This window comes from Krasilnikovia sp. MM14-A1259 (assembly GCF_047159535.1).
Lineage (GTDB): Bacteria > Actinomycetota > Actinomycetes > Mycobacteriales > Micromonosporaceae > Actinoplanes.
The window spans coordinates 4,042,968-4,061,738 of sequence record NZ_BAAGAJ010000002.1; the positions used below are offsets into that span (position 1 = coordinate 4,042,968).

Sequence of the window (18,771 nt, forward strand, 5' to 3'; positions counted from 1 at the left end):
TCGATGCCCGGAGGCTGATCGGCATGCCCGCATACCGTGCGGTCGTGTTTGACTTCTTCGGCACGCTGACCCGCTCCGTCCGGCGCGGACCCCAGCATGCCGCCATCGCCCGGTTCCTCGGGTGCGACCCTGACGTCGTCGTCGGCGTGCTCGATCGGTCGTTCCGGGCCCGGGCCCGGGGACTCTTCGGATCCGCCGAGGACACCCTGGGCTGGGTGATCGAACAGGCCGGCGGCCACCCCCGGCCGGGCCAGCTGGCGGCCGCCATGCCCGCCAGGATCAATGCGATGCGGGCCGACACCCGGTTGCGTGCCGACGCGGTGAGCGCTCTCACCGCCCTGCGCCGACGCGGCCTCGCCACCGCACTGATCAGCGACTGCACGCACGAGCTGCCCGCGTTCCTGCCCACCCTGCCCGTGGCCGGGCTGCTGAACACCCAGGTCTTCTCGGTCGAGCTGGGGATCTGCAAACCGGATCCGCGGATCTACCTGGCCGCGTGCGCCCGGCTCGGCATCGCGCCGCGGGAATGCCTGTACGTCGGTGACGGCGGCAGCCACGAGCTGACCGGCGCCGAGGCGGTCGGCATGACCGCGGTCCGGTTGGCCGCCCCCGACCTGGCCGACCACCTCGTCTTCGACCGCGACGACGGCTTCACCGGCGCGACCGTGTCCTCGCTGACCGACGTCGTGCACCTGATCGACCGTCAGCCTGCCCTGGCCGGATCGTCCGCCGCGGCGTGACAGGATGGGCCGGTGACCGCTGCGCTCGTGGAGGAAGCCGTCAAGAAGGCGGCCGTCGCCTGGATCAACGTGGGAGCCGGCCCGGCGCGCGCCCTGTGGTGCCTGCCGGTGGACGGCACGCTGATCGTGGTCAGCGGTCCCGGTGAGCAGACCGCCCCCGAGCTGCCCGAGGCGACCCGTGCGACAGTGCGGCTGCGCGGCGACACCGGTGGGCTGATCGTGATCTGTGAGACGGCGGTCGCGCGGATCGCGCCCGGCTCGGAAGACTGGGCTGCGCTCGCGCCGCAACTCGCCGCGAAGCGCCTCAACGCATCCGGCACGGCTGATGACCTGGTCGCGCGCTGGGAGAACGACGGCTGCGCGATCGTCCGGCTCACGCCCGCGACGGACCAGCCGGCCGCCGCACCGGCCCTGCCCGACGACGCCCAGGCGGCGCCGCCGCGGGAAACGCCGGCGCGGGTGCCGGTCCGCCGCCCGTTCCGGTTGCATCGGGTCCGCCGCCGCTGACTCAGCCACGAAACGGCGGCACGGCGATCTCGCCGCGCGCCACCGGCACGACGTGACCGGCAACCGTGGCCCGGGTCGCGGCACCGTCGGCGGCCGTTACCGTGCAGGCCAGCAGCGAGGGCCGGCGCATCTCGATCCCCTGGTGCACGGTGTACGCCGCGGTGCCCGCACCGGGCAGCCACCCCGCCGCGACCAGCCACACCCCGAGCCCGAGTGCCGCCGAGCCGGTGGCCGGGTCCTCCGGCACGGACACCCCCGGGCAGAACACCCGGGCATACGCGGTCCGCTGCGTCTCGTCCCAGGCGAACACGCTGATCTGCGACACGCCGAGCCGTTCCGCCGCGGCCTGGTCCACGCGGGCACGGGCGAGGGCGTCGTGGCGTACCGGAAGGAAGACGAACTCCAGACCGCACCCGGCGGGCCGCGGCGCCGCCTTCCCGGCCAGGTCGTCCGCGGTGAGCCCGGCCATGGCCAGCAGTGGCTCCGGGTCCATCATCTCGCCCAGGGTCGGGGTGCCCCCGGTGAGCGTGGCGGTGCCGTCCCCGGTGACCTCGATGGGCAGCGAACCGGCTCCGCACTCCTGAACGAGGACGCCCGGCTCAGCCAGACCGCGGCGGACCGAGGTCACCGCGGCGCCGACGCTCGGGTGCCCGGCGAACGGCAACTCCGCCTCGGGGGTGAAGATCCGCGCCCGGTAGCTGCCGCCGGACTCGGCGGGCAGCACGAACACCGACTCGGACAGATTGAACTCGCGCGCCAGCGCCTGCATCTGATCACCGGCGAGCCCTTCGGCTCCGAAGACGACCGCCAACGGGTTCCCCGCGAACGGCCGGTCTGTGAACACGTCCACGATCTCGTACACCACGGTAGACATGCCCCGACGCTAACCTAGGCTGAACCCGTGACCATGGGGACGAGGGTGTATCTCGCGCGCTTGGCCGCGCTGCCCGTGTTCGATCCCAACGGCGACCGAGTCGGCCGGGTCCGCGACGCGGTCGTGCGCCTGCGCACCACGAACCGACCGCCGCAGGTGGTCGGCCTGGTCGCCGAGATGGCCCTGCGGCGGCGGATCTTCCTGCCGATCGGCCGGGTGACCTCGATGGACGCCGAGGCGGTCGTGCTCGGTACAGGCACCCTGAATCTGCGCCGGTTCGAAAAGCGCCAGAACGAACTGCTGGTCCTCGGTGACCTGCTGGACCGCCGGGTGACCGTGCTGCCTGAGGACGGCGAGGGCTCCGGCCAGTCCGGCACTGTCGTGGATCTCGGCATGGAACTGAACCGCAACAACGAATGGCTGGTCACCCGCGTCGCGGTCCGCGAGCACGCCGGGCGGCTCACCCGCCGCGGACACGTCTACCAGGTCGAGTACGACCGGGTGCGCAGCCTCATCGGCACCACGGACGCCCAGGGCACGTCGAACCTGCTCGCCCTGCTGGAACAGATGCGCCCGGCGGACATGGCCAACGCGTTGCAGGACCTGTCCGACTCCCGGCGCAACGAGGTGGCGGCCGCCCTCAGCGACCGCACGCTGGCCGACGTGCTGGAGGAGCTCCCCGAGCACGACCAGGTGGAGATCCTGGCCCGGCTGGACCGGGAGCGCGCGGCCGACGTACTGGAACGGATGGACCCGGACGACGCGGCCGACCTGCTCGCCGAGCTGCCCAAGGCGGAGCAGGTGGTACTGCTCGATCTGATGGAGCCCGAGGAGGCCGCCCCGGTCCGGCAGCTCATGAGTTACCGGCCCGGCACCGCGGGCAGCGTGATGACCTCCGAGCCGGTGATCCTCACCCCCGACGCGACCGTGGCCGAGGCACTGGCCCGGATCCGCAACCCCGAGCTGTCGCCGGTCGTTGCGGCCCAGGTGTTCGTCGCCCGGGCGCCGTCGGCGACCCCGACGGGTAAGTACCTGGGCATGGTGCACTTCCAGCGTCTGCTGCGCGAACCGCCCGCCTCCCTGCTCGGCGGCATCGTGGACAACGATCTCGACCCGCTGCGCCCCGAGGCCACCCTGCCGGAGATCACCAAGCGCATGGCGACGTACGACCTGGTAGCCATGCCGGTGGTGGATCCCGCGCACCGGCTGCTCGGCGCGGTGACGGTCGACGACGTGCTCGACCATTCGCTGCCGCGGGACTGGCGCGACCGCGACGCCCCGGACGACGAGCACGCAACGGGCGAGACCGCCGTGATCCTGCCGAGGCTCAGCGATGAGTGAGCCGCGGCGCGACCGGCTCGACCAGCCCGTCGAGCCGGGCCGGGTGCGTCTGCCCCGGTTCGACCCGGAGGCGTTCGGGCGCTGGTCGGAGAGCATCGCCCGGTACATGGGTACGGCGAAGTTCATCGTCTACATGACCGTGGTGATCGGGGCCTGGTTCGCCTGGAACACGCTGGCCCCGAAGCCGCTGCGGTTCGACCCGTACACGTTCACGTTCCTGACGCTGGTGCTGTCGCTGCAGGCGTCGTACGCGGCGCCGCTCATCCTGCTGGCGCAGAACCGGCAGGCCGACCGGGATCGCCTGGCGATGGAGGAGGACCGGCGGCGGGCGGCCATGCAGAAGGCCGACACGGAGTACCTGGCCCGGGAGATCGCGGCGCTGCGGATCGCGCTGGGCGAGGTGGCGACCCGCGACTTCCTGCGCTCGGAGCTGGCCCGGCTCGCGGACGAGCTGGACGAGGCCGCGGCCCGCCGGGCGAAGCTGGAACGCCGCGACCAGGACGCGTGACCGAGCGCACCGAGCGAAGCGAGGGCCACGAGGGCACGCCCAGCCAACACCGCGTGACCGAGCGCACCGAGCGAAGCGAGGGCCACGAGGGCACGCCCAGCCAACACCGCGTGACCGAGCGCACCGAGCGAAGCGAGGGCCACGAGGGCACGCCCAGCCGACGCCCCGTGACCGGTCAGCGCAAGGCCCGGACACATCACACGGGCTGGGAGGACGACCGGGGCTGACCGAGCAGTAACATCGTCGCCATGGCAACGCCCGCTGCAGCAACGCTCGAAGAGGCCATTCAGGCCGCCCTCGCCACGGTCGACGACCCCGAGATCCGCCGTCCGATCACCGATCTCGGCATGGTCAAGGGCTTCACCGTCGCGGACGGGCGGGTGCGGGTGGAGCTGCTGCTCACCGTCGCCGGATGCCCCCTGCGTGACAAACTCAACACCGACATCACCGCGGCGCTCACCCGGATCCCGGGGATCACCACGGTCGAGATCGACTTCGGGGTGATGAGCGCCGAGCAGCGCCAGCAGTTGCAGGCCACTCTTCGCGGCGGCAGCGCGGCCGCGGAGCCGGTCATCCCGTTCGCCCAGCCCGGCTCCCGCACCAGGGTGTACGCGGTGGCCAGCGGCAAGGGCGGCGTCGGCAAGTCAAGCGTCACGGTGAACCTGGCCGCCGCGCTGGTCAAGCGGGGCCTGTCGGTCGGCGTGATCGACGCGGACATCTACGGCCACTCCGTGCCGCGCATGCTGGGCGTGGACGGCAAGCCCACCCGGGTCGAGGACATGATCATGCCGCCGCAGTCGCACGGCGTGAAGGTCATCTCGATCGGCATGTTCACCGCGGGCAACGCAGCCGTGGTGTGGCGCGGCCCGATGCTGCACCGGGCGCTGCAGCAGTTCCTCGCGGACGTGTACTGGGGCGACCTGGACGTCCTGCTGCTGGACCTGCCGCCGGGTACCGGCGACGTCGCGATCTCCCTGGCCCAGCTCCTGCCGAACGCGGAGATCCTGGTGGTGACCACCCCGCAGGCCGCGGCCGCCGAGGTGGCCGAACGGGCCGGGGCGATCGCCCTGCAGACCCACCAGCGCCTGGTCGGCGTCGTGGAGAACATGTCGTGGCTGGAGCTGCCGGACGGCTCCCGCATGGAGGTGTTCGGGGCCGGCGGCGGCGCCACCGTCGCCGAGTCGCTGACCCGTACGGTGGGGGCCTCGGTGCCGCTGCTGGGTCAGATCCCGCTGGACACCCGCGTCCGCGAGGCCGGCGACGCGGGCGAGCCGATCGTGGTGGCCGACCCGTCCGCCCCGGCCGCGCAGGCGCTCGACGCGGTCGCCGAGCGTCTGGCCGTACGCCGCGAGTCGCTGGTCGGTAAGCCCCTCGGCCTGATGGTCAACGCCCGCCGCGGCTGACCGCGGAGGCCGTCAGGTCGCGTCGACGTCGAAGCGGCTGGCGGGGCGGGTCTGCGCCGGCGGGGCGGGGGTGCTGGCCGGGGTGCTCGCCGCAGGAGTGCTGGCCGCGGGTGTGCTGCGCCACGAGCCCGTGCCCGCGACGCCGCCAAGGTCGCTCTTGACCCCGTTGAGGTCGCTCTTGACGTCGTCGAAGAGGCCCTGCAGCGGCTTGCGCAGCGCCGCCTCCTCGTCCTCGCTGATCAGGTGCTTGCGGATGAACGCCTTCGGGTGCAGGTCCTGCAGCTGGATGTCCGTGCCCAGCTCGCGGCTGAGGTCGCTGGTCGCGTTCTGAGCCATCGCGCGCAGGCCGCGCAGCATCCGCAGGCCGTCCCCGATGACCTTGGGCAGCCGCTCGCCGAAGATCAGCAGGGCGAGCATGAGCAGCGCGAGGATCTCCCACCAGTTCAGGTTCTCGAACACCGCCCGACCTCCCCTAGCTCTCCCACGGACCTACACCATCGACAACCGACCGACCTAGCGTACGCATCCCGGGTCAGTTGGCGTCCTCGGCCAGGGTGACGGATGTCGTTGCCGTTTTGGCACCCCGCCGGTACTCGACCGCCACGGTGGCGCCCGGATCGTCCTTGCGGACCAGGGCGATCAGGTCGGTGCCGTCCTCGATGAGGTGGCCGTCGAGCCGGGTGAGCACGTCACCGGCCTTGAGGCCACCCGCGGCGGCGGGCCCGGACGGCTCCACGGAGCGCAGCCGCGCGCCGCCGGAACCGGACAGACCGCCGGTCGCGGCCACCTCGGCGCCGATCACGGTACGCCGGGCCTTGCCGGTGTCGATGATGTCCTTGGCCACCCGGCGCACCTGGTTGACCGGGATCGCGAACGCGAGCCCGATGTTGCCCGCCTCGGTCTCGGTGCCGCCCACGGAGCGGATCACGGAGTTCATCCCGATGACCCGGCCGTCGCCGTCGACCAGCGGGCCGCCGGAATTGCCCTGGTTCACCGCCGCGTCGGTCTGGATGGCCGCGTAGTAGCGGGTGGTGCCGCCCGGCTCGCCCGCCTGGATGGTGCGGTCCAGTGCACTGACGATGCCGTACGTCACCGTGTTCACCAGGCCCAGCGGGGCGCCGAACGCGAGCACCGGGTCGCCGACCGCGATCGCGTCGGAGTTGCCGAACGAGACCGGGGTGAGCCGCGACTTGTCGACCTTGATGACGGCGATGTCCGACTCCGGGTCGCGCCCGACGACCTTGGCCGAGGCCGTGGTGCCGTCCGTGAACGCCACGGACATGGTCTTGTCCGCGCCCTCCACGACGTGATCGTTGGTGATCACGTACCCGTCGGCGGTGGCCACGAAGCCCGACCCGATTGCGCCGGTCACCCGAACGGTGACCACGCTGGGCAACACCTTCTTCGCCACCCCGGCCTGGGAGTCGGGGGCCCGCTGCGCGGCCGACGGGGCGGCCTGCGGCTGCGCCCCGAGCGTCGTCCCGGAGCCGACCCCGCCACGGACCGCGAACACGTAGCCCAGGGTGCCGCCCAGACCACCCGCCAGCAGCGCGGTGATCAGGCAGATCAGCAGGACCGGACCGTACGAGCGGCGCAGCGCGTCGGGGTCGGTGACCGGCTCGGGCGCAGGCCCGCTGCTCACCGGGGCACCGGGCACCACCACGGCCGCCGGAGCGTACGGATCCCGCCACGGATCCGCGAGCGCGTCGGACCACCAAGGCGAACCCGCCGCAGACGGCCCGGTGGGCGGCGTCGGCGGTTGAGGCTGGCGCCAGTTCCAGCCGTCGGTCACGTCGATGCCTCCACTCATCCCGGATCCCCTCCCAGGATGACACGGATCGGTGGCACCGAGTCGCCCCTCCACAGGCCGGGTATTCGATCCATCGAAGTCCCGATGCGCGCCGGTCGGGCACCGATCTACTCTCATACCCGATGTGCGCCGGTTAGCCAACGCCCATCCCCCTTATGCCGGAGGTCGTCATCGTCACCGCAGCCCCCCGGCCGTTCGGCTCGCCGACGGCACAGTCCCTCAGCTTCGCCGAGGCGTACGCCACCGAGGACCTGGTCCTGCAGACCGCTCGCGGGCTGGCGCGCGAGCTCGGCATCCCCTGCGTCACCCCCGGCGCGGGCGCGGTGTTGCGCCTGCTCGCCGCGGCCGGTCACGCCAAGGCGGTGGTCGAGATCGGTACGGGTACCGGCGTCAGCAGCGTCTGGCTGCTGCGCGGGATGCGTACCGACGGGGTCCTCACCACGATCGACGTGGAGAGCGAGCACCAGCGCATCGCCCGGCGCATCTTCGCCGAGGCGGGATTCGCGGCGTCGCGTACGCGAATCATCACCGGCCGGGCGCTGGACGTGCTTCCCAGGCTGGCCGACGGGGTCTACGACCTGGTGTTCGCGGATGCGGACGCCGCCGAGTTCGGCGCGTGCGCGGAGGCGGCGCTGCGGCTGCTGCGCCCCGGCGGGGTGCTTGTGGTCAACGGCGCGCTGGCCGGCGGCCGGATCGGTGATCCGGCCGCCCGCGACGTCGACACCGTGACGATCCGGGAGACCGTCAAGGCGGTACGCGAGGCCGACGAGTGGATCCCCGCGCTCATTCCGAGCGGTGCGGGGATGCTCGCCGCGGTCAAGCGCTGAGGTACCGCAGCAGCATCCGGGCTCCCCATCCGGTGGCGCCCTTGCTGAGTTCGCCGTCGGCGGCGGACGCCCAGCTCGGTGCGCTCATGTCCAGGTGGGCCCAGCGGTCCGCCCGGTCACCGAGGAACTCGCGCAGGTACAGCGCGGCCGTCACGGAGCCGCCGCCCTGCGCCGGGGAGCTGTGCCGGTCCGCGATGTCACTGCGCAGGTACTCGGCGTAGTCGTCGGGCAGCGGCATGCGCCACATCCGCTCGCCGCTCGCCTCCCCGGCCGCGAACAGCGCCCGGGCCAGCTCGTCGTCGTGGCTGTACAGGGCGGCGGTACGGGTGCCCAGCGCGACCGCGTTCGCGCCGGTGAGGGTGGCCAGGTCAATGACGACGTCCGGGGCGAGGCGGGCGACCGCGTACCCGAGGGCGTCGGCGAGCACGAGGCGGCCCTCGGCGTCGGTGTTGGTGCTCTCGCTCGTGGTGCCGTCGAAGTGGGTGATCACGTCCCCGGGCCGGTACGCGGATCCGCTCACCGCGTTCTCGGCGAGCGGGACGAGCGTGGTCACCCGGACGGGCAGGCGCAGGTCGGCGACCGCGAGGGTGGCCGCCACGACCGCCGCGGCCCCGCCCATGTCCTTGCGCATGAGCTGCATCGCGCCGACCGGCTTGATGGAGATCCCGCCGGTGTCGAACGTGACGCCCTTGCCGACCAGCACGACGTGCCGCGTGGCGCCGGAGGGCGCCCAGGCCAGCTCGACCATGCGGGGCGGGTTGGCCGAGCCGCCACCGACCGCGAGCACGCCGCCAAAGCCCTCGGCGGCCAGCCGGTCCGGCTCCCACACGGTCGCGGTCAGGCCGGGGCGGCCGGCGGACTCGGCGAGCATCCGCTCGGCGAACCAGGCCGGGTTCTTCACCGAGGACGGTGTGTTGGTGAGGTCGCGGGCCAGCCAGGCGGCGCTCGCCCCAGCGCGGGCGACGTCGAGGCCGTCGGCGTACCGGTCGGGGTCGTCGACGACCAGCTCGACCTCGGCGGTGCGGGACGTCTTCGCCCCGCCCGGGGCTCGGTAGCCGCCGAGCCAGAGCCCTTCGGCAAGGCCGTGGACCGCGTCCGGGGCCGCCCCGGCGGGCAGCACGACGGCGAGCGGTTCGTCGGCGGCCGCAGTGCGGGCCGCGGCCGCGCCGCACGCGCGCCACCCGGCCTCGTCGGCAGCGCCGACGCCCACGGCCAGGACCTTGGCCGGGGTACGCAGGGGGCGCGGCAGAACCTGCACGGTCCCGGCGCGCCCGGGCGTGTCGGCGCTGCGGCACAACTCGGACAGCTCGGCAGCGCTGTCGGTCTCGGTGGCCAGGGGCCCCGCGGGGCCGACCACCATCACACGGGTACGGTCGTCGCCGGGACGCGCGACCAAACGGATCGGAAACACTGACGGATGACCTTTCCGGACAACGTGGAAAGCCCGCCGGTACGGCGGGTACCGTACCGGCGGGCCCTGCGTGAAACGTCAGCCGGCGATCGACTTCAACGCGTCACCCAGCGCGTTGGCCTCGTCCGGAGTCATCTCAACGACGAGACGGCCACCACCCTCCAGCGGGACGCGCATGACGATGCCACGACCCTCCTTGGTGACCTCCAGCGGACCATCGCCCGTCCGCGGCTTCATCGCCGCCATCTTGTCTCCCCTCAGACCTACATCAGGGTCGGTGGGTCTCCCCACAGCCACTTCGTCAACGCCGCGTGCTCAGCCCCACGCGGCGCCATACCTCGTTTCCGACCGGCGGCGGAGTCGCCCCCGCCGGACCGACCCGAGACCGCAGCCTGCGGGCCACGCCGATACCTACACGCAGCCTGGCCCACCGTGCCGATCAAACATTTTCCCTGATGAACCCCGGCGATCCCAAACCCAGCCCGGCCCGATGTGACAGCATCTAGCATATCGCCTTCCGTGCTGTCACAATGTGCGGTCATGCAGGCGCGGTCGGCCCTCTTCGACCTCTACGGCGACTACCTTCGTCCGCGTGGCGGGCGTGCCCCGGTGGCCGCCCTGGTCAGGCTGCTCGCACCGCTCGGCATCGCCCCGCCCGCGGTGCGCACGGCAGTGTCCCGGATGGTACGTCAAGGCTGGCTGCACCCCATGCGGCTGGTGTCCGGCCCCGGCTACCTGCTCACCCCGAAGGCGGCTCGGCGCCTCGACGAGGCGTCCGCGCGCATCTACCGCACCCACCGGATCGCCTGGGACGGCCGGTTCGACCTGGTGGTGCTGCGGACGCCGGTGTCCCGGCGCGACGCGGCCCGGCTGTCCTTTCTCGGCTACGGCATGGTGGACGAGCACGCCTGGGTCGCCCCGCGCCCGGCCGACGAGATCGACGCGGTGCTCGCCGAGATCGCCGTCCAGTACGAGCGGTTCAGCGCCTGCCACGCCGCCGGGTCACCGGGCGCGGCGCAGGTGGTGCGGCAGGCCTGGAACCTGACCGAGATCGGGCGCGCGTACGAGGAGTTCGTCGCCGCCCACCGGCCGCTGGTCGCCGGGGTGACCGCCCGCAGTTCCGATGAGGAGGCGTACGCGACGCGGTTCCAGCTGGTGCACGCCTGGCGGTCGTTTCTCTTCCAGGACCCGCAACTGCCGGCGTCCCTGCTGCCGGAGCACTGGCCGGGCATCAGCGCGGCGCACTTCTTCGACCGGCACGCCGGCCGGTTGCGCCCGGCCGCGGACCGGTTCGTGGACCGCTGCCTGGACGCTTCGGTCACACGCCGGTCCTGATCCGGGCGGCGTTGTGGGATTCTCTGAGCCATGACGGACTCGTTGCTCGTCGACCGCACCGATGCGGTCGTCACCCTGACCCTCAACCGCCCCGACGCGATGAACGCCCTCGACGTCGACCTCAAGGAGGCGCTGCGGGACACGCTCGCCGCGCTGGAGACCGACAAGTCCTGCCGGGCCGTCGTCCTGGCCGGCGCGGGCAACGCGTTCTGTGTCGGTCAGGACCTGCGCGAGCACGCCGGAACGCTGTCCTCGGGCGCCACGGACCTGGACACGGTGCGGGCCCACTACAACCCGATCGCGCAGCGGCTGGCCAGCCTGCCCAAGCCGGTCGTCGCCGCGGTCCGCGGGACGGCCGCCGGGGCGGGCGCCTCGCTCGCACTGCTGGCGGACTTCCGCATCGGGGGTCCGCGGACGACGTTCCTGATGGCGTTCGCGAACGTCGGCCTCGCGGGCGACACCGGGATCAGCTGGTCGCTGCCGCGCATCGTCGGGCACGCCCGGGCGCTGGAGCTGCTGCTGCTCGCCGAGCCGGTGCGCGCGGACCGGTGCGCCGAGCTCGGCCTGCTCACCCGCCTGCTCGACGACGACGCGGCGGTGCTGCCCGCGGCGCAGGAGCTGGCCGCGCGGCTGGCGGCCGGCCCGACGGTCGCGTACGGGGCGATCAAGCGCGAGCTGTCCATCGCCGACGCCGGCACGCTGTCGGACGCGCTGGCCGCGGAGGCGCAGGCACAGGCGATCTGCGGTGCGACCGCCGACCACAAGGACGCGGTGGCCGCGTTCGTCGCCAAGCAGAAGCCCAGCTTCCAGGGCCACTGAGCACCAGCCGATCGCGGGGCCCGGGGCCCCGCGATCGATGGTCGGCAATATGAGCCAATTGGGATAGCGACATTTAACAATGTGAATGCCTACGCTTCTCTCCAATCGATGACGGCGGGCGCGACCCGGCGCACCGTCGGGTGGGGAGGACCGGATGGCACAGTGGCGCAGAATCCTGGGTGGCGCGGCGGCCGCGCTCACCGTGGCGGCGATGGGGACGGTGCTGCAGCCCTCGCCCGCAGCAGCGTCTCCCGCCTCGGGCGACGGCATCGTGAGCCCGTCGGTGATCGGCGGCAGCCAGGCTGCCCAGGGTGAATTCCCGTTCATGGTGCGGCTGTCGATGGGGTGCGGCGGCGCGCTCTACAGCCCGACGATCGTGCTGACCGCGGCGCACTGCGTGAACCGTACGGGCACGAACACGAGCATCACCGCCACGCTGGGCGTCGTCGACCTGAACTCGTCCAGCAAGATCACCCGGAAGTCCAACTACGTGTACCGGGCACCGGGATACAACGGCAACGGCAAGGACTGGGCGCTGATCCGCCTGTCCAGCCCGGTCACCGGCCTGGCGACCATGCCGATCGCCACGACTACCGCGTACGACTCGGGCACCTTCACCGTGGCGGGCTGGGGCGCGGCGAGTGAGGGCGGAGCGCAACAGCGGTACCTGCTCAAGGCGACGGTGCCGTTCGTGGACGACGCCACGTGCAACTCCAGCGCGATGTACAACGGTCAGGTCATCCCGAGCGACGAGATCTGCGCCGGCTACGTGCAGGGTGGCGTCGACACGTGCCAGGGCGACTCCGGTGGCCCGATGTTCCGCCGTGACGCCGCCGACGCCTGGATCCAGGTCGGCATCGTGAGCTGGGGCGAGGGCTGCGCGCGGCCCAACAAGCCCGGCGTGTACTCGCAGGTCAGCACGTTCGCCGCGGCGATCCAGTCGGCCGCGTCCAGCCTCGGGGGCTGACCCCGCACCGCCGCCGGGTACGCATACGGGCGGCCGAACCGGAATATCCCTCTCCCGTTCGACGATCGGTCGCGAGGACCACCGGTCGTCGGGCGGGTCCAGATAACGGCACATCCCGACGGCCCCGGACCGCGCGGTCCCGGGGCCGTCGGCGCTGACCGGCTCCGGCAGAGCCACCAGGCCACGGAGGACTCTGTCAGTCCTCGTCGTCCTCCTCCGGGTCGAGGTTGGCCTCCTCGCCCAGGACGAACGCCTGCATCGCCAGCTCGTCCTCCGTCGGCGACACGAACGCGGGCAGCTCCGCCGGGCCCAGCTCCTGCACGTACGACCAGAACTGGCGGACCGCCTCGGCCGGGGTGCTCGCCTCGATCGGCAGGTCCACACTGACCAGCCACGTACGCCGGTCCGGGTCGCCACCCATACGCGTGGCCAGGCGGCTGAACTGGTCGGGGGCCACCGCGGTCACCGGCCCGTCCAGCCGCAGCCCCCCAGCCGGCACGGGCTCGTCGAAGAAGCGCCGCCGGTACGCGATGACCACCTCGTCGGCGGACTCCTGCGCGACCGCCCCCAGCCCCACCAGAACCGGCTCGTCGCCGCCGGCCAGCAGCAGCACGTCGTCGCCCGCACCGGGCCGCGCCGGAGACGATCCGGCCACGGTCAATGTGTCGTGGTGGAACAGCCGCTCGGTCGCCCACGTGTCCGCCGGAATGATCACCGCCCAGTGCGCCATGCGCACCATCACATCACGCCCGGACGCTGCACCGGGCACGGGCCGTCGACGCCGCGGCGATGAGGGAGACGCCGGCGATCAGGAGACGTGGCAGTCGGCCAGGTGGTCGTCGACCATGCCGGTCGCCTGCATCAGCGCGTACGCCGTGGTCGGGCCGACGAATCGGAAGCCGCGCCGTTTCAGCTCCCGGGCCATCGCGGTGGACTCGGGCGTCGTGGCCGGCACGTCGGCGCGGGTGACCGGCCGGGCCCGGGGCGGGCTCGGCGCGAACGACCACAGCAGCGCCCCCAGGCCGCCCGCAAGATCGGCCGCGACCCGGGCGTTGTGCAGGGTGGCCGCAATCTTCATCCGGTTACGGACGATGCCCGGATCAGCCAGCAGCCGGGCGGCGTCGGCGTCCGTGTAGCCGGCCACCGCGTCGATGGCGAACCCGCCGAACGCCCGCCGGAACGCCTCCCGCTTGCGCAGGATGGTGAGCCACGAGAGCCCGGACTGGAACGCCTCCAGGCTCATCCGCTCGAAGAGGGCGTCGTCGCCGCGCACCGGCCGGCCCCACTCCTCGTCGTGGTAGGCGACATACTCCACCGCGCTCGCGCCCCAGGCGCAACGCGGGCGGCCGTCGGCGCCCAGCACGAGCCCGTCCGCCAACGGGCCGGTCCGGCTCATCGCATCCGTCATGGCCCCGACGGTACGGCCCGGCACCGACAGAAAATCACGCCCGGGGAAGCTCGCCCTGCTCGACCAGGCGGGCGAACTTCTTCAGCGCCCCCTTGAAGCCCAGCTTCGAGCCGGGCCAGAGCACCGGCCAGGCCAGCCGTCCGGCGGCACCGCCGGGCAGGTGGAACCACTCGTGCACCACGACCTGCGTACGGTCGCCCGCCATCGCCGTGCAGCGCATGGAGCCGGGCCCGCGCAGCACCTTGCCGCAGTGCACGACCCGCACCTCGTACGGCGGATCCACCCGCACAACCCGCAGCTCGTCGCGGAGAACAGCCGGGCCGACCGCGGTGACCGCCTCGATCAGGCTGCCCTGGCCCCCGTCGCCCTCGACCACCCGGACCGTGGTGAACGGGATCCACCGGGACTGGCTCTCCCAGTCCAGGAACGCGGCGAACACCTGAGCGGCCGGCGCGTCGACGATCACCGTCGCGGTCATCTCCCCGGCGCCGGGACGGGCCGCGTCGTCGAACCCCTCGACCGGGTCCGGAGCGCTCACCGGCGCTCCGCCGATGCCTCGCTGCCGGCGCCATGCGGCGGCGCCGGATGCGGCAGCGTCGCGTCCGGTGGCAGCCCGGCCACCACGGCCTGGGGGTCCTCCACGGGCGTCAGATGCTCGTCGTGGTCCGCTGCGCGATCGTGGGCGTCCGGCACGGCGTCGTCGAGTACTGCCCCGCCCGGGAGCACGTCGGGACCGGGCAGGACCACCGCCGGGGGCGCGTCGACACCGGCGGCCTCGGCGGCCGGGCCGCGGAGCACGTCCTCCTCGTGGACCGGCGGCTCACCCGCGGCCGGTGGCGCGACCGCGGCCTCGCGCGCCCGGCGCAGCACGTCGGCGTCGGCGATCCGCCCCTCCCGCAGCGCCTGCACCTCCGCCTCCAGCACCCCGATCAGCTCACCCTTGTACCCGATGTCGTACGCGGCGCGCTGCAGGGCCTGGTCGACCTGGGACATCCGGTATCCGCGGACCGCGGTGTCGAACGTCGTGCTGACGATGTCGTCCTCACCGAGCGGGCGGTCGCTGGGCAGCGGGAGGGCCCGGCCGTCCGGCTCGACGCGGGTCAGCCCGGGGTCACCGCCGCTCACCATGACGGTCACGCCGAAGACGATCGCCGCGACGACCAGAGCCACGACGATGAAAAGCAGAAGCTGACCCATGCGCACGATGTTGGCACGTGCCGTTCAGCGTGGCGAGCCCGCCACCCCGCCGGTCCGCCGCGCGGGCCGGACGATCACCGGATCGGCGAGCGTCAGGTCCAGGTGAGGATCTTCTTGCGCCACGCGTACAGGATGCCCAGCGCCAGGACGGCCACGAAGATGCCCATCTCCACCACGCTGACGAGCCCGAAACCCGGGCGGTCGAAGATCACCGCCCACGGGAACAGGAAGACCGCCTCCACCGCGAAAAGGACATACAGGTACGCGTACACGTAGTAGCGGATCTGGGCCTGGGCCCAGTCGCCGCCGACCGGGTCGATGCCGCTCTCGTACGCGATGCGCTTGCCCGCCGGCTCGGCGGGCCGGGCCGGGCGCAGCAGCCGGTTCGCCCCGAACGCGCCCACGAAGACCAGCATGCCCGCCGCCATCACCAGGCCCAGCGTGGCGTAAGAACCCAGGTAGCCGTCCACGGCCGCAGCGTACCGAAGGGGCCGCCGCCCGCGACGCGCCAAGGGATGGAACCGATTGGTTCGGGTGTGCCTTACCTGGCTACTGTGGTCAACGGTCCGCGACCGGACAGCTTCCCTGCCGGTAGGGGTAAGGAGCACCGACGTAGGCTGTAACTGACAGATCGCGGGCCGGCTCATCGACGCGCATACCCGCCGGCTCGCTCCATCAGGAGGTTTATCGTGGCCGAGCAGAGCGAGGTCACCAGCGAGATCGACACAGCGACCAAGCGGGTCGAGCGGCTCGATCGAGTGGTGATCCGATTTGCGGGGGACTCTGGCGACGGCATGCAGCTCACGGGGGACCGCTTCACCTCCGAGACTGCCCAACTGGGCAACGACATCTCGACGTTGCCGAACTTCCCTGCGGAGATCCGCGCTCCAGCCGGCACGCTGCCGGGCGTGTCGAGCTTCCAGGTGCACTTCGCGGATTACGACATCCTGACCCCGGGCGACTCGCCCAACGTGCTCGTGGCGATGAACCCGGCCGCCCTCAAGGCCAACCTGAGCGACCTGCCTGCGGGCGCGGACATCATCGTCAACACGGACGAGTTCACCAAGCGCAACCTCGCCAAGGTCGGTTACGCGACCAGCCCGCTCGACGACGGCTCGCTCGACGGGTACGCCGTGCACCCGGTGGGCCTGACGTCGATGACGGTCGGCGCGCTGGCCGAGCTCAACGTGCCGAAGAAGGACGCCGAGCGGGCCAAGAACATGTTCGCCCTCGGCCTGCTTTCGTGGATGTACTCCCGGCCGTACGAGTCGACGCTGCGGTTCCTGGAGCGCAAGTTCGCCAAGCGCCCGGATCTGGTCGCGGCGAACATCGCGGCGTTCCGGGCGGGCTGGAACTTCGGCGAGACGACCGAGGACTTCTCGGTGCGCTACGAGGTCAAGCCGGCCAAGATGGTGCCGGGCTCGTACCGCAACATCACCGGGAACGCGGCTCTGGCGCTCGGGCTGGTGGCCGCGAGCGTGCGGTCGAAGCTGCCGCTGTTCCTCGGCGCGTACCCGATCACCCCGGCGTCGGACATCCTGCACGAACTGAGCAAGCACAAGCGGTTCGGCATCACCACGATGCAGGCGGAGGACGAGATCGCCGCGGTGGGCGCGGCCCTGGGCGCCTCGTACGGTGGGGCCCTGGGCGTCACCACCACCTCCGGGCCGGGCGTGGCGCTCAAGGGGGAGACGATCTCCCTGGCCATCGCGCTGGAGCTGCCGCTGGTGATCGTCGACGTGCAGCGGGCGGGCCCGTCCACCGGGATGCCGACCAAGACCGAGCAGGCCGACCTGAACATGGCCCTGTTCGGCCGCCACGGCGAGGCCCCGCTGGCCGTGATCGCGCCGAAATCCCCGGCCGACTGCTTCCACGCCGCGCTGGAGGCCGCCCGGATCGCCCTGACCTACCGGACGCCGGTCATCCTGCTCTCGGACAACTACGTGGCCAACGGCTCCGAGCCGTGGCTGCTGCCCGAGGTTTCCGAGCTGCCCGACCTGAGCGTCGAGTTCGCCACCGAGCCCAACGGCGAGGACGGCAAGTTCCTGCCGTACCTGCGCGACCCGGAGTCGCTGGCCCGCCCGTGGGCGGTGCCGGGCACCTCGGGGCTGGAGCACCGCATCGGCGGCCTGGAGAAGGCGGACCGCACCGGCGACATCTCGTACGACCCGGCGAACCACGACTTCATGGTCCGCACCCGGGCCGCCCGGATCGAGTCGATCCCGGTGCCGAACGTGGCGGTCGAGGACCCGGACGACAACGCGCGGGTGCTGGTGCTGGGCTGGGGCTCGACGTACGGGCCGATCGGCGCCGCCTGCCGGGCCCTGCGCCAGCGGGGCCTGCCCATCGCTCAGGCGCACCTGCGGCACCTCAGCCCGCTGCCGGCCAACCTGGGCGCGGTGCTGAACGCGTACGACAAGGTGGTGATCCCGGAGATGAACCTGGGTCAGCTCGCCCACGTCATCCGGGCCAGGTACCTGGTCGATGCGGTTCCCTTCAACCAGGTCAGCGGTCTGCCGTTCACGGCCGCGACGCTGGAGCACATGCTCGAGGACGTGGTCAAGAATGGCTAGCCCAGTGATTCCCGCGGGGCGTACCCCGCTGCAGCTCACCGCGAAGGACTTCAAGTCGGACCAGGAGGTCCGCTGGTGCCCGGGGTGTGGTGACTACGCGATCCTCGCCGCGGTGCAGGGCTTCATGCCGGAGCTGGGCATCCCCCGGGAGAACATCGTGTTCGTCTCGGGCATCGGCTGCTCGTCGCGCTTCCCGTACTACATGAACACGTACGGGATGCACTCGATCCACGGGCGCGCCCCAGCGATCGCGACCGGCCTGTCCACCTCCCGCCCGGACCTGTCGGTGTGGGTGGTGACCGGCGACGGCGACGCGCTGTCGATCGGCGGCAACCACCTGATCCACGCGCTGCGCCGCAACGTCAACCTGAAGATCCTGCTGTTCAACAACCGGATCTACGGCCTGACCAAGGGGCAGTACTCGCCGACCTCCGAGCTCGGCAAGATCACGAAGTCGACGCCGGCCGGGTCGGCGGACTCGCCGTTCAACCCGATCTCGCTGGCGCTGGGCGCCGAGGCGACGTTCGTGGCCCGTACGATCGACTCGGACCGCAAGCATCTGCAGTCGGTGCTGCGGGCGGCGGCGGAGCACCAGGGCTCGGCGTTCGTGGAGATCTACCAGAACTGCAACATCTTCAACGACGGCGCGTTCGAGCTGATCAAGGACCCGGAGACCCGGGACGACCACCTGATCCGCCTGGAGCAGGGCGAGCCGATCACGTTCGGCTCGCAGGGGCAGTTCTCCGTGGTGCATCCGGCAGGCGGCTTCGGCCTGCAGGTCCGCGAGACCGCGGGGCTGGGCGACGAGCAGCCCGTGGTGCACGACGCGACCGTGGCCGAGCCCGCGTACGCGTTCGCGCTGTCCCGGCTGTCCGGCTCCGACCTGAACACCACGCCGATCGGGGTGTTCCGGTCCGTGCAGCGCCCGTCCTACGACGAGTTGTTGCAGCGGCAGCTCGATGACGCCAAGGAGACTGCGAGCGGGACTCCGGAGCAGATGCTGTCGGATCTGCTGCACGGCGGCGACACCTGGACGATCATCTGAACGTGC

The 18,771-nt window shown here is 72.2% G+C and carries 20 protein-coding genes and 1 pseudogene; 11 read left to right on the plus strand and 10 right to left on the minus strand.

Translation table 11 applies throughout. From position 1 onward, the window contains the following. Positions 1–23 precede the first annotated feature (23 nt). Both ACMCNK_RS18130 and ACMCNK_RS18135 read left to right on the plus strand, forming a co-directional pair. Positions 24–740 (plus strand): HAD family hydrolase, encoded by a 717-nt coding sequence (locus ACMCNK_RS18130; protein WP_412737589.1) that lies wholly within the window; start codon positions 24–26, stop codon positions 738–740. A gap of 12 nt (positions 741–752) precedes the next feature. After that, entirely contained in the window at positions 753–1,247 is a 495-nt protein-coding gene (locus ACMCNK_RS18135; protein ID WP_412737590.1) for a hypothetical protein, read from the plus strand. Between the two features lies 1 nt (position 1,248). On the opposite strand, the gene ACMCNK_RS18140 is transcribed toward ACMCNK_RS18135, so the two are convergent. Beyond that, positions 1,249–2,121, minus strand: a complete 873-nt coding sequence (locus tag ACMCNK_RS18140) for a PhzF family phenazine biosynthesis protein (protein WP_412737591.1) — start codon at positions 2,119–2,121, stop codon at positions 1,249–1,251. A 27-nt stretch (positions 2,122–2,148) separates the two neighbouring features. Here ACMCNK_RS18140 and ACMCNK_RS18145 point away from each other — a divergent pair, with 27 nt between their 5' ends. The 3 genes from ACMCNK_RS18145 to ACMCNK_RS18155 all read left to right on the plus strand — a co-directional run bounded on the left by ACMCNK_RS18145 (position 2,149) and on the right by ACMCNK_RS18155 (position 5,373). Further along, a complete protein-coding gene (locus ACMCNK_RS18145; protein ID WP_412737592.1) occupies positions 2,149–3,462 on the plus strand; it encodes a magnesium transporter MgtE N-terminal domain-containing protein in 1,314 nt (437 codons plus the stop codon). Further along, positions 3,455–3,970 (plus strand): DUF1003 domain-containing protein, encoded by a 516-nt coding sequence (locus tag ACMCNK_RS18150; RefSeq protein ID WP_412737593.1) that lies wholly within the window; start codon positions 3,455–3,457, stop codon positions 3,968–3,970. The genes ACMCNK_RS18145 and ACMCNK_RS18150 overlap by 8 nt, the downstream gene beginning before the upstream one ends. A gap of 248 nt (positions 3,971–4,218) precedes the next feature. After that, the gene (locus ACMCNK_RS18155) at positions 4,219–5,373 is read left to right on the plus strand and encodes an Mrp/NBP35 family ATP-binding protein (RefSeq protein WP_412737594.1); all 1,155 of its coding nucleotides are present in this window, start codon (positions 4,219–4,221) and stop codon (positions 5,371–5,373) included. A 12-nt stretch (positions 5,374–5,385) separates the two neighbouring features. Here ACMCNK_RS18155 and ACMCNK_RS18160 read toward each other — a convergent pair whose 3' ends face one another. Both ACMCNK_RS18160 and ACMCNK_RS18165 read right to left on the minus strand, forming a co-directional pair. Continuing rightward, positions 5,386–5,832: a preprotein translocase subunit TatB gene (locus ACMCNK_RS18160; RefSeq protein WP_412737595.1), complete on the minus strand. Its 447-nt coding sequence runs from the start codon at positions 5,830–5,832 to the stop codon at positions 5,386–5,388. 73 nt (positions 5,833–5,905) lie between these two features. Continuing rightward, positions 5,906–7,165 carry a S1C family serine protease gene (locus ACMCNK_RS18165; RefSeq protein WP_412740899.1) on the minus strand — a complete coding sequence of 420 codons (1,260 nt, stop codon included), beginning with the start codon at positions 7,163–7,165 and terminating at the stop codon, positions 5,906–5,908. Positions 7,166–7,338: 173 nt separating this feature from the next. Here ACMCNK_RS18165 and ACMCNK_RS18170 point away from each other — a divergent pair, with 173 nt between their 5' ends. Continuing rightward, the gene (locus ACMCNK_RS18170; RefSeq protein ID WP_412737596.1) at positions 7,339–8,010 is read left to right on the plus strand and encodes an O-methyltransferase; all 672 of its coding nucleotides are present in this window, start codon (positions 7,339–7,341) and stop codon (positions 8,008–8,010) included. On the opposite strand, the gene ACMCNK_RS18175 is transcribed toward ACMCNK_RS18170, so the two are convergent. Beyond that, positions 8,000–9,421, minus strand: a complete 1,422-nt coding sequence (locus ACMCNK_RS18175) for a leucyl aminopeptidase family protein (protein ID WP_412737597.1) — start codon at positions 9,419–9,421, stop codon at positions 8,000–8,002. The two genes, ACMCNK_RS18170 and ACMCNK_RS18175, sit on opposite strands and share 11 nt — an antisense overlap. Before the next feature lie 78 nt (positions 9,422–9,499). Then, positions 9,500–9,667, minus strand: a complete 168-nt coding sequence (locus ACMCNK_RS18180; RefSeq protein ID WP_014447667.1) for a DUF3117 domain-containing protein — start codon at positions 9,665–9,667, stop codon at positions 9,500–9,502. 294 nt (positions 9,668–9,961) lie between these two features. Between ACMCNK_RS18180 and ACMCNK_RS18185 the strand changes: the two genes are divergently transcribed. From ACMCNK_RS18185 to ACMCNK_RS18195, 3 genes are all read left to right on the plus strand, one after another. Continuing rightward, positions 9,962–10,756 carry a PaaX family transcriptional regulator C-terminal domain-containing protein gene (locus ACMCNK_RS18185; protein WP_412737598.1) on the plus strand — a complete coding sequence of 265 codons (795 nt, stop codon included), beginning with the start codon at positions 9,962–9,964 and terminating at the stop codon, positions 10,754–10,756. A gap of 30 nt (positions 10,757–10,786) precedes the next feature. Next, positions 10,787–11,575: an enoyl-CoA hydratase-related protein gene (locus ACMCNK_RS18190; protein WP_412737599.1), complete on the plus strand. Its 789-nt coding sequence runs from the start codon at positions 10,787–10,789 to the stop codon at positions 11,573–11,575. A 154-nt stretch (positions 11,576–11,729) separates the two neighbouring features. Next, entirely contained in the window at positions 11,730–12,542 is an 813-nt protein-coding gene (locus tag ACMCNK_RS18195; protein WP_412737600.1) for a serine protease, read from the plus strand. 196 nt (positions 12,543–12,738) lie between these two features. Here the strand turns inward: ACMCNK_RS18195 and ACMCNK_RS18200 are convergent, their stop codons facing one another. The 5 genes and pseudogenes from ACMCNK_RS18200 to ndhC all read right to left on the minus strand — a co-directional run bounded on the left by ACMCNK_RS18200 (position 12,739) and on the right by ndhC (position 15,617). Next, on the minus strand, positions 12,739–13,272 hold the full coding sequence (locus ACMCNK_RS18200; protein WP_412737601.1) for a hypothetical protein: 534 nt from the start codon (positions 13,270–13,272) through the stop codon (positions 12,739–12,741). A 78-nt stretch (positions 13,273–13,350) separates the two neighbouring features. Continuing rightward, positions 13,351–13,950 (minus strand): DNA-3-methyladenine glycosylase I, encoded by a 600-nt coding sequence (locus tag ACMCNK_RS18205; protein ID WP_412737602.1) that lies wholly within the window; start codon positions 13,948–13,950, stop codon positions 13,351–13,353. Between the two features lie 34 nt (positions 13,951–13,984). Then, positions 13,985–14,428 (minus strand): SRPBCC family protein, encoded by a 444-nt coding sequence (locus ACMCNK_RS18210; RefSeq protein WP_412740900.1) that lies wholly within the window; start codon positions 14,426–14,428, stop codon positions 13,985–13,987. Positions 14,429–14,768: 340 nt separating this feature from the next. Further along, positions 14,769–15,147 (minus strand): annotated as a pseudogene (locus tag ACMCNK_RS18215) (DivIVA domain-containing protein); the annotation flags it as partial. 92 nt (positions 15,148–15,239) lie between these two features. Next, on the minus strand, positions 15,240–15,617 hold the full coding sequence (gene ndhC, locus ACMCNK_RS18220; RefSeq protein WP_412737603.1) for an NADH-quinone oxidoreductase subunit A: 378 nt from the start codon (positions 15,615–15,617) through the stop codon (positions 15,240–15,242). A 249-nt stretch (positions 15,618–15,866) separates the two neighbouring features. Here ndhC and ACMCNK_RS18225 point away from each other — a divergent pair, with 249 nt between their 5' ends. Further along, positions 15,867–17,720 carry a 2-oxoacid:acceptor oxidoreductase subunit alpha gene (locus ACMCNK_RS18225; protein ID WP_412740901.1) on the plus strand — a complete coding sequence of 618 codons (1,854 nt, stop codon included), beginning with the start codon at positions 15,867–15,869 and terminating at the stop codon, positions 17,718–17,720. Next, on the plus strand, positions 17,713–18,765 hold the full coding sequence (locus ACMCNK_RS18230; RefSeq protein WP_412737604.1) for a 2-oxoacid:ferredoxin oxidoreductase subunit beta: 1,053 nt from the start codon (positions 17,713–17,715) through the stop codon (positions 18,763–18,765). Before ACMCNK_RS18225 ends, ACMCNK_RS18230 begins: the two co-directional genes overlap by 8 nt. Positions 18,766–18,771 lie beyond the last annotated feature (6 nt).

Coding starts and splice junctions, on each gene's coding strand:
- ACMCNK_RS18130 (WP_412737589.1), top strand. CDS start 24: ATGCCCGCATACCGTGCGGTCGTGTTTGACTTCTTCGGCACGCTGACC.
- ACMCNK_RS18170 (WP_412737596.1), top strand. CDS start 7,339: ATGCCGGAGGTCGTCATCGTCACCGCAGCCCCCCGGCCGTTCGGCTCG.
- ACMCNK_RS18195 (WP_412737600.1), top strand. CDS start 11,730: ATGGCACAGTGGCGCAGAATCCTGGGTGGCGCGGCGGCCGCGCTCACC.
- ACMCNK_RS18155 (WP_412737594.1), top strand. CDS start 4,219: ATGGCAACGCCCGCTGCAGCAACGCTCGAAGAGGCCATTCAGGCCGCC.
- ACMCNK_RS18150 (WP_412737593.1), top strand. CDS start 3,455: ATGAGTGAGCCGCGGCGCGACCGGCTCGACCAGCCCGTCGAGCCGGGC.
- ACMCNK_RS18185 (WP_412737598.1), top strand. CDS start 9,962: ATGCAGGCGCGGTCGGCCCTCTTCGACCTCTACGGCGACTACCTTCGT.
- ACMCNK_RS18210 (WP_412740900.1), bottom strand. CDS start 14,428: ATGACCGCGACGGTGATCGTCGACGCGCCGGCCGCTCAGGTGTTCGCC.
- ACMCNK_RS18200 (WP_412737601.1), bottom strand. CDS start 13,272: ATGGCGCACTGGGCGGTGATCATTCCGGCGGACACGTGGGCGACCGAG.
- ACMCNK_RS18180 (WP_014447667.1), bottom strand. CDS start 9,667: ATGGCGGCGATGAAGCCGCGGACGGGCGATGGTCCGCTGGAGGTCACC.
- ACMCNK_RS18205 (WP_412737602.1), bottom strand. CDS start 13,950: ATGACGGATGCGATGAGCCGGACCGGCCCGTTGGCGGACGGGCTCGTG.
- ACMCNK_RS18140 (WP_412737591.1), bottom strand. CDS start 2,121: ATGTCTACCGTGGTGTACGAGATCGTGGACGTGTTCACAGACCGGCCG.
- ACMCNK_RS18190 (WP_412737599.1), top strand. CDS start 10,787: ATGACGGACTCGTTGCTCGTCGACCGCACCGATGCGGTCGTCACCCTG.
- ACMCNK_RS18230 (WP_412737604.1), top strand. CDS start 17,713: ATGGCTAGCCCAGTGATTCCCGCGGGGCGTACCCCGCTGCAGCTCACC.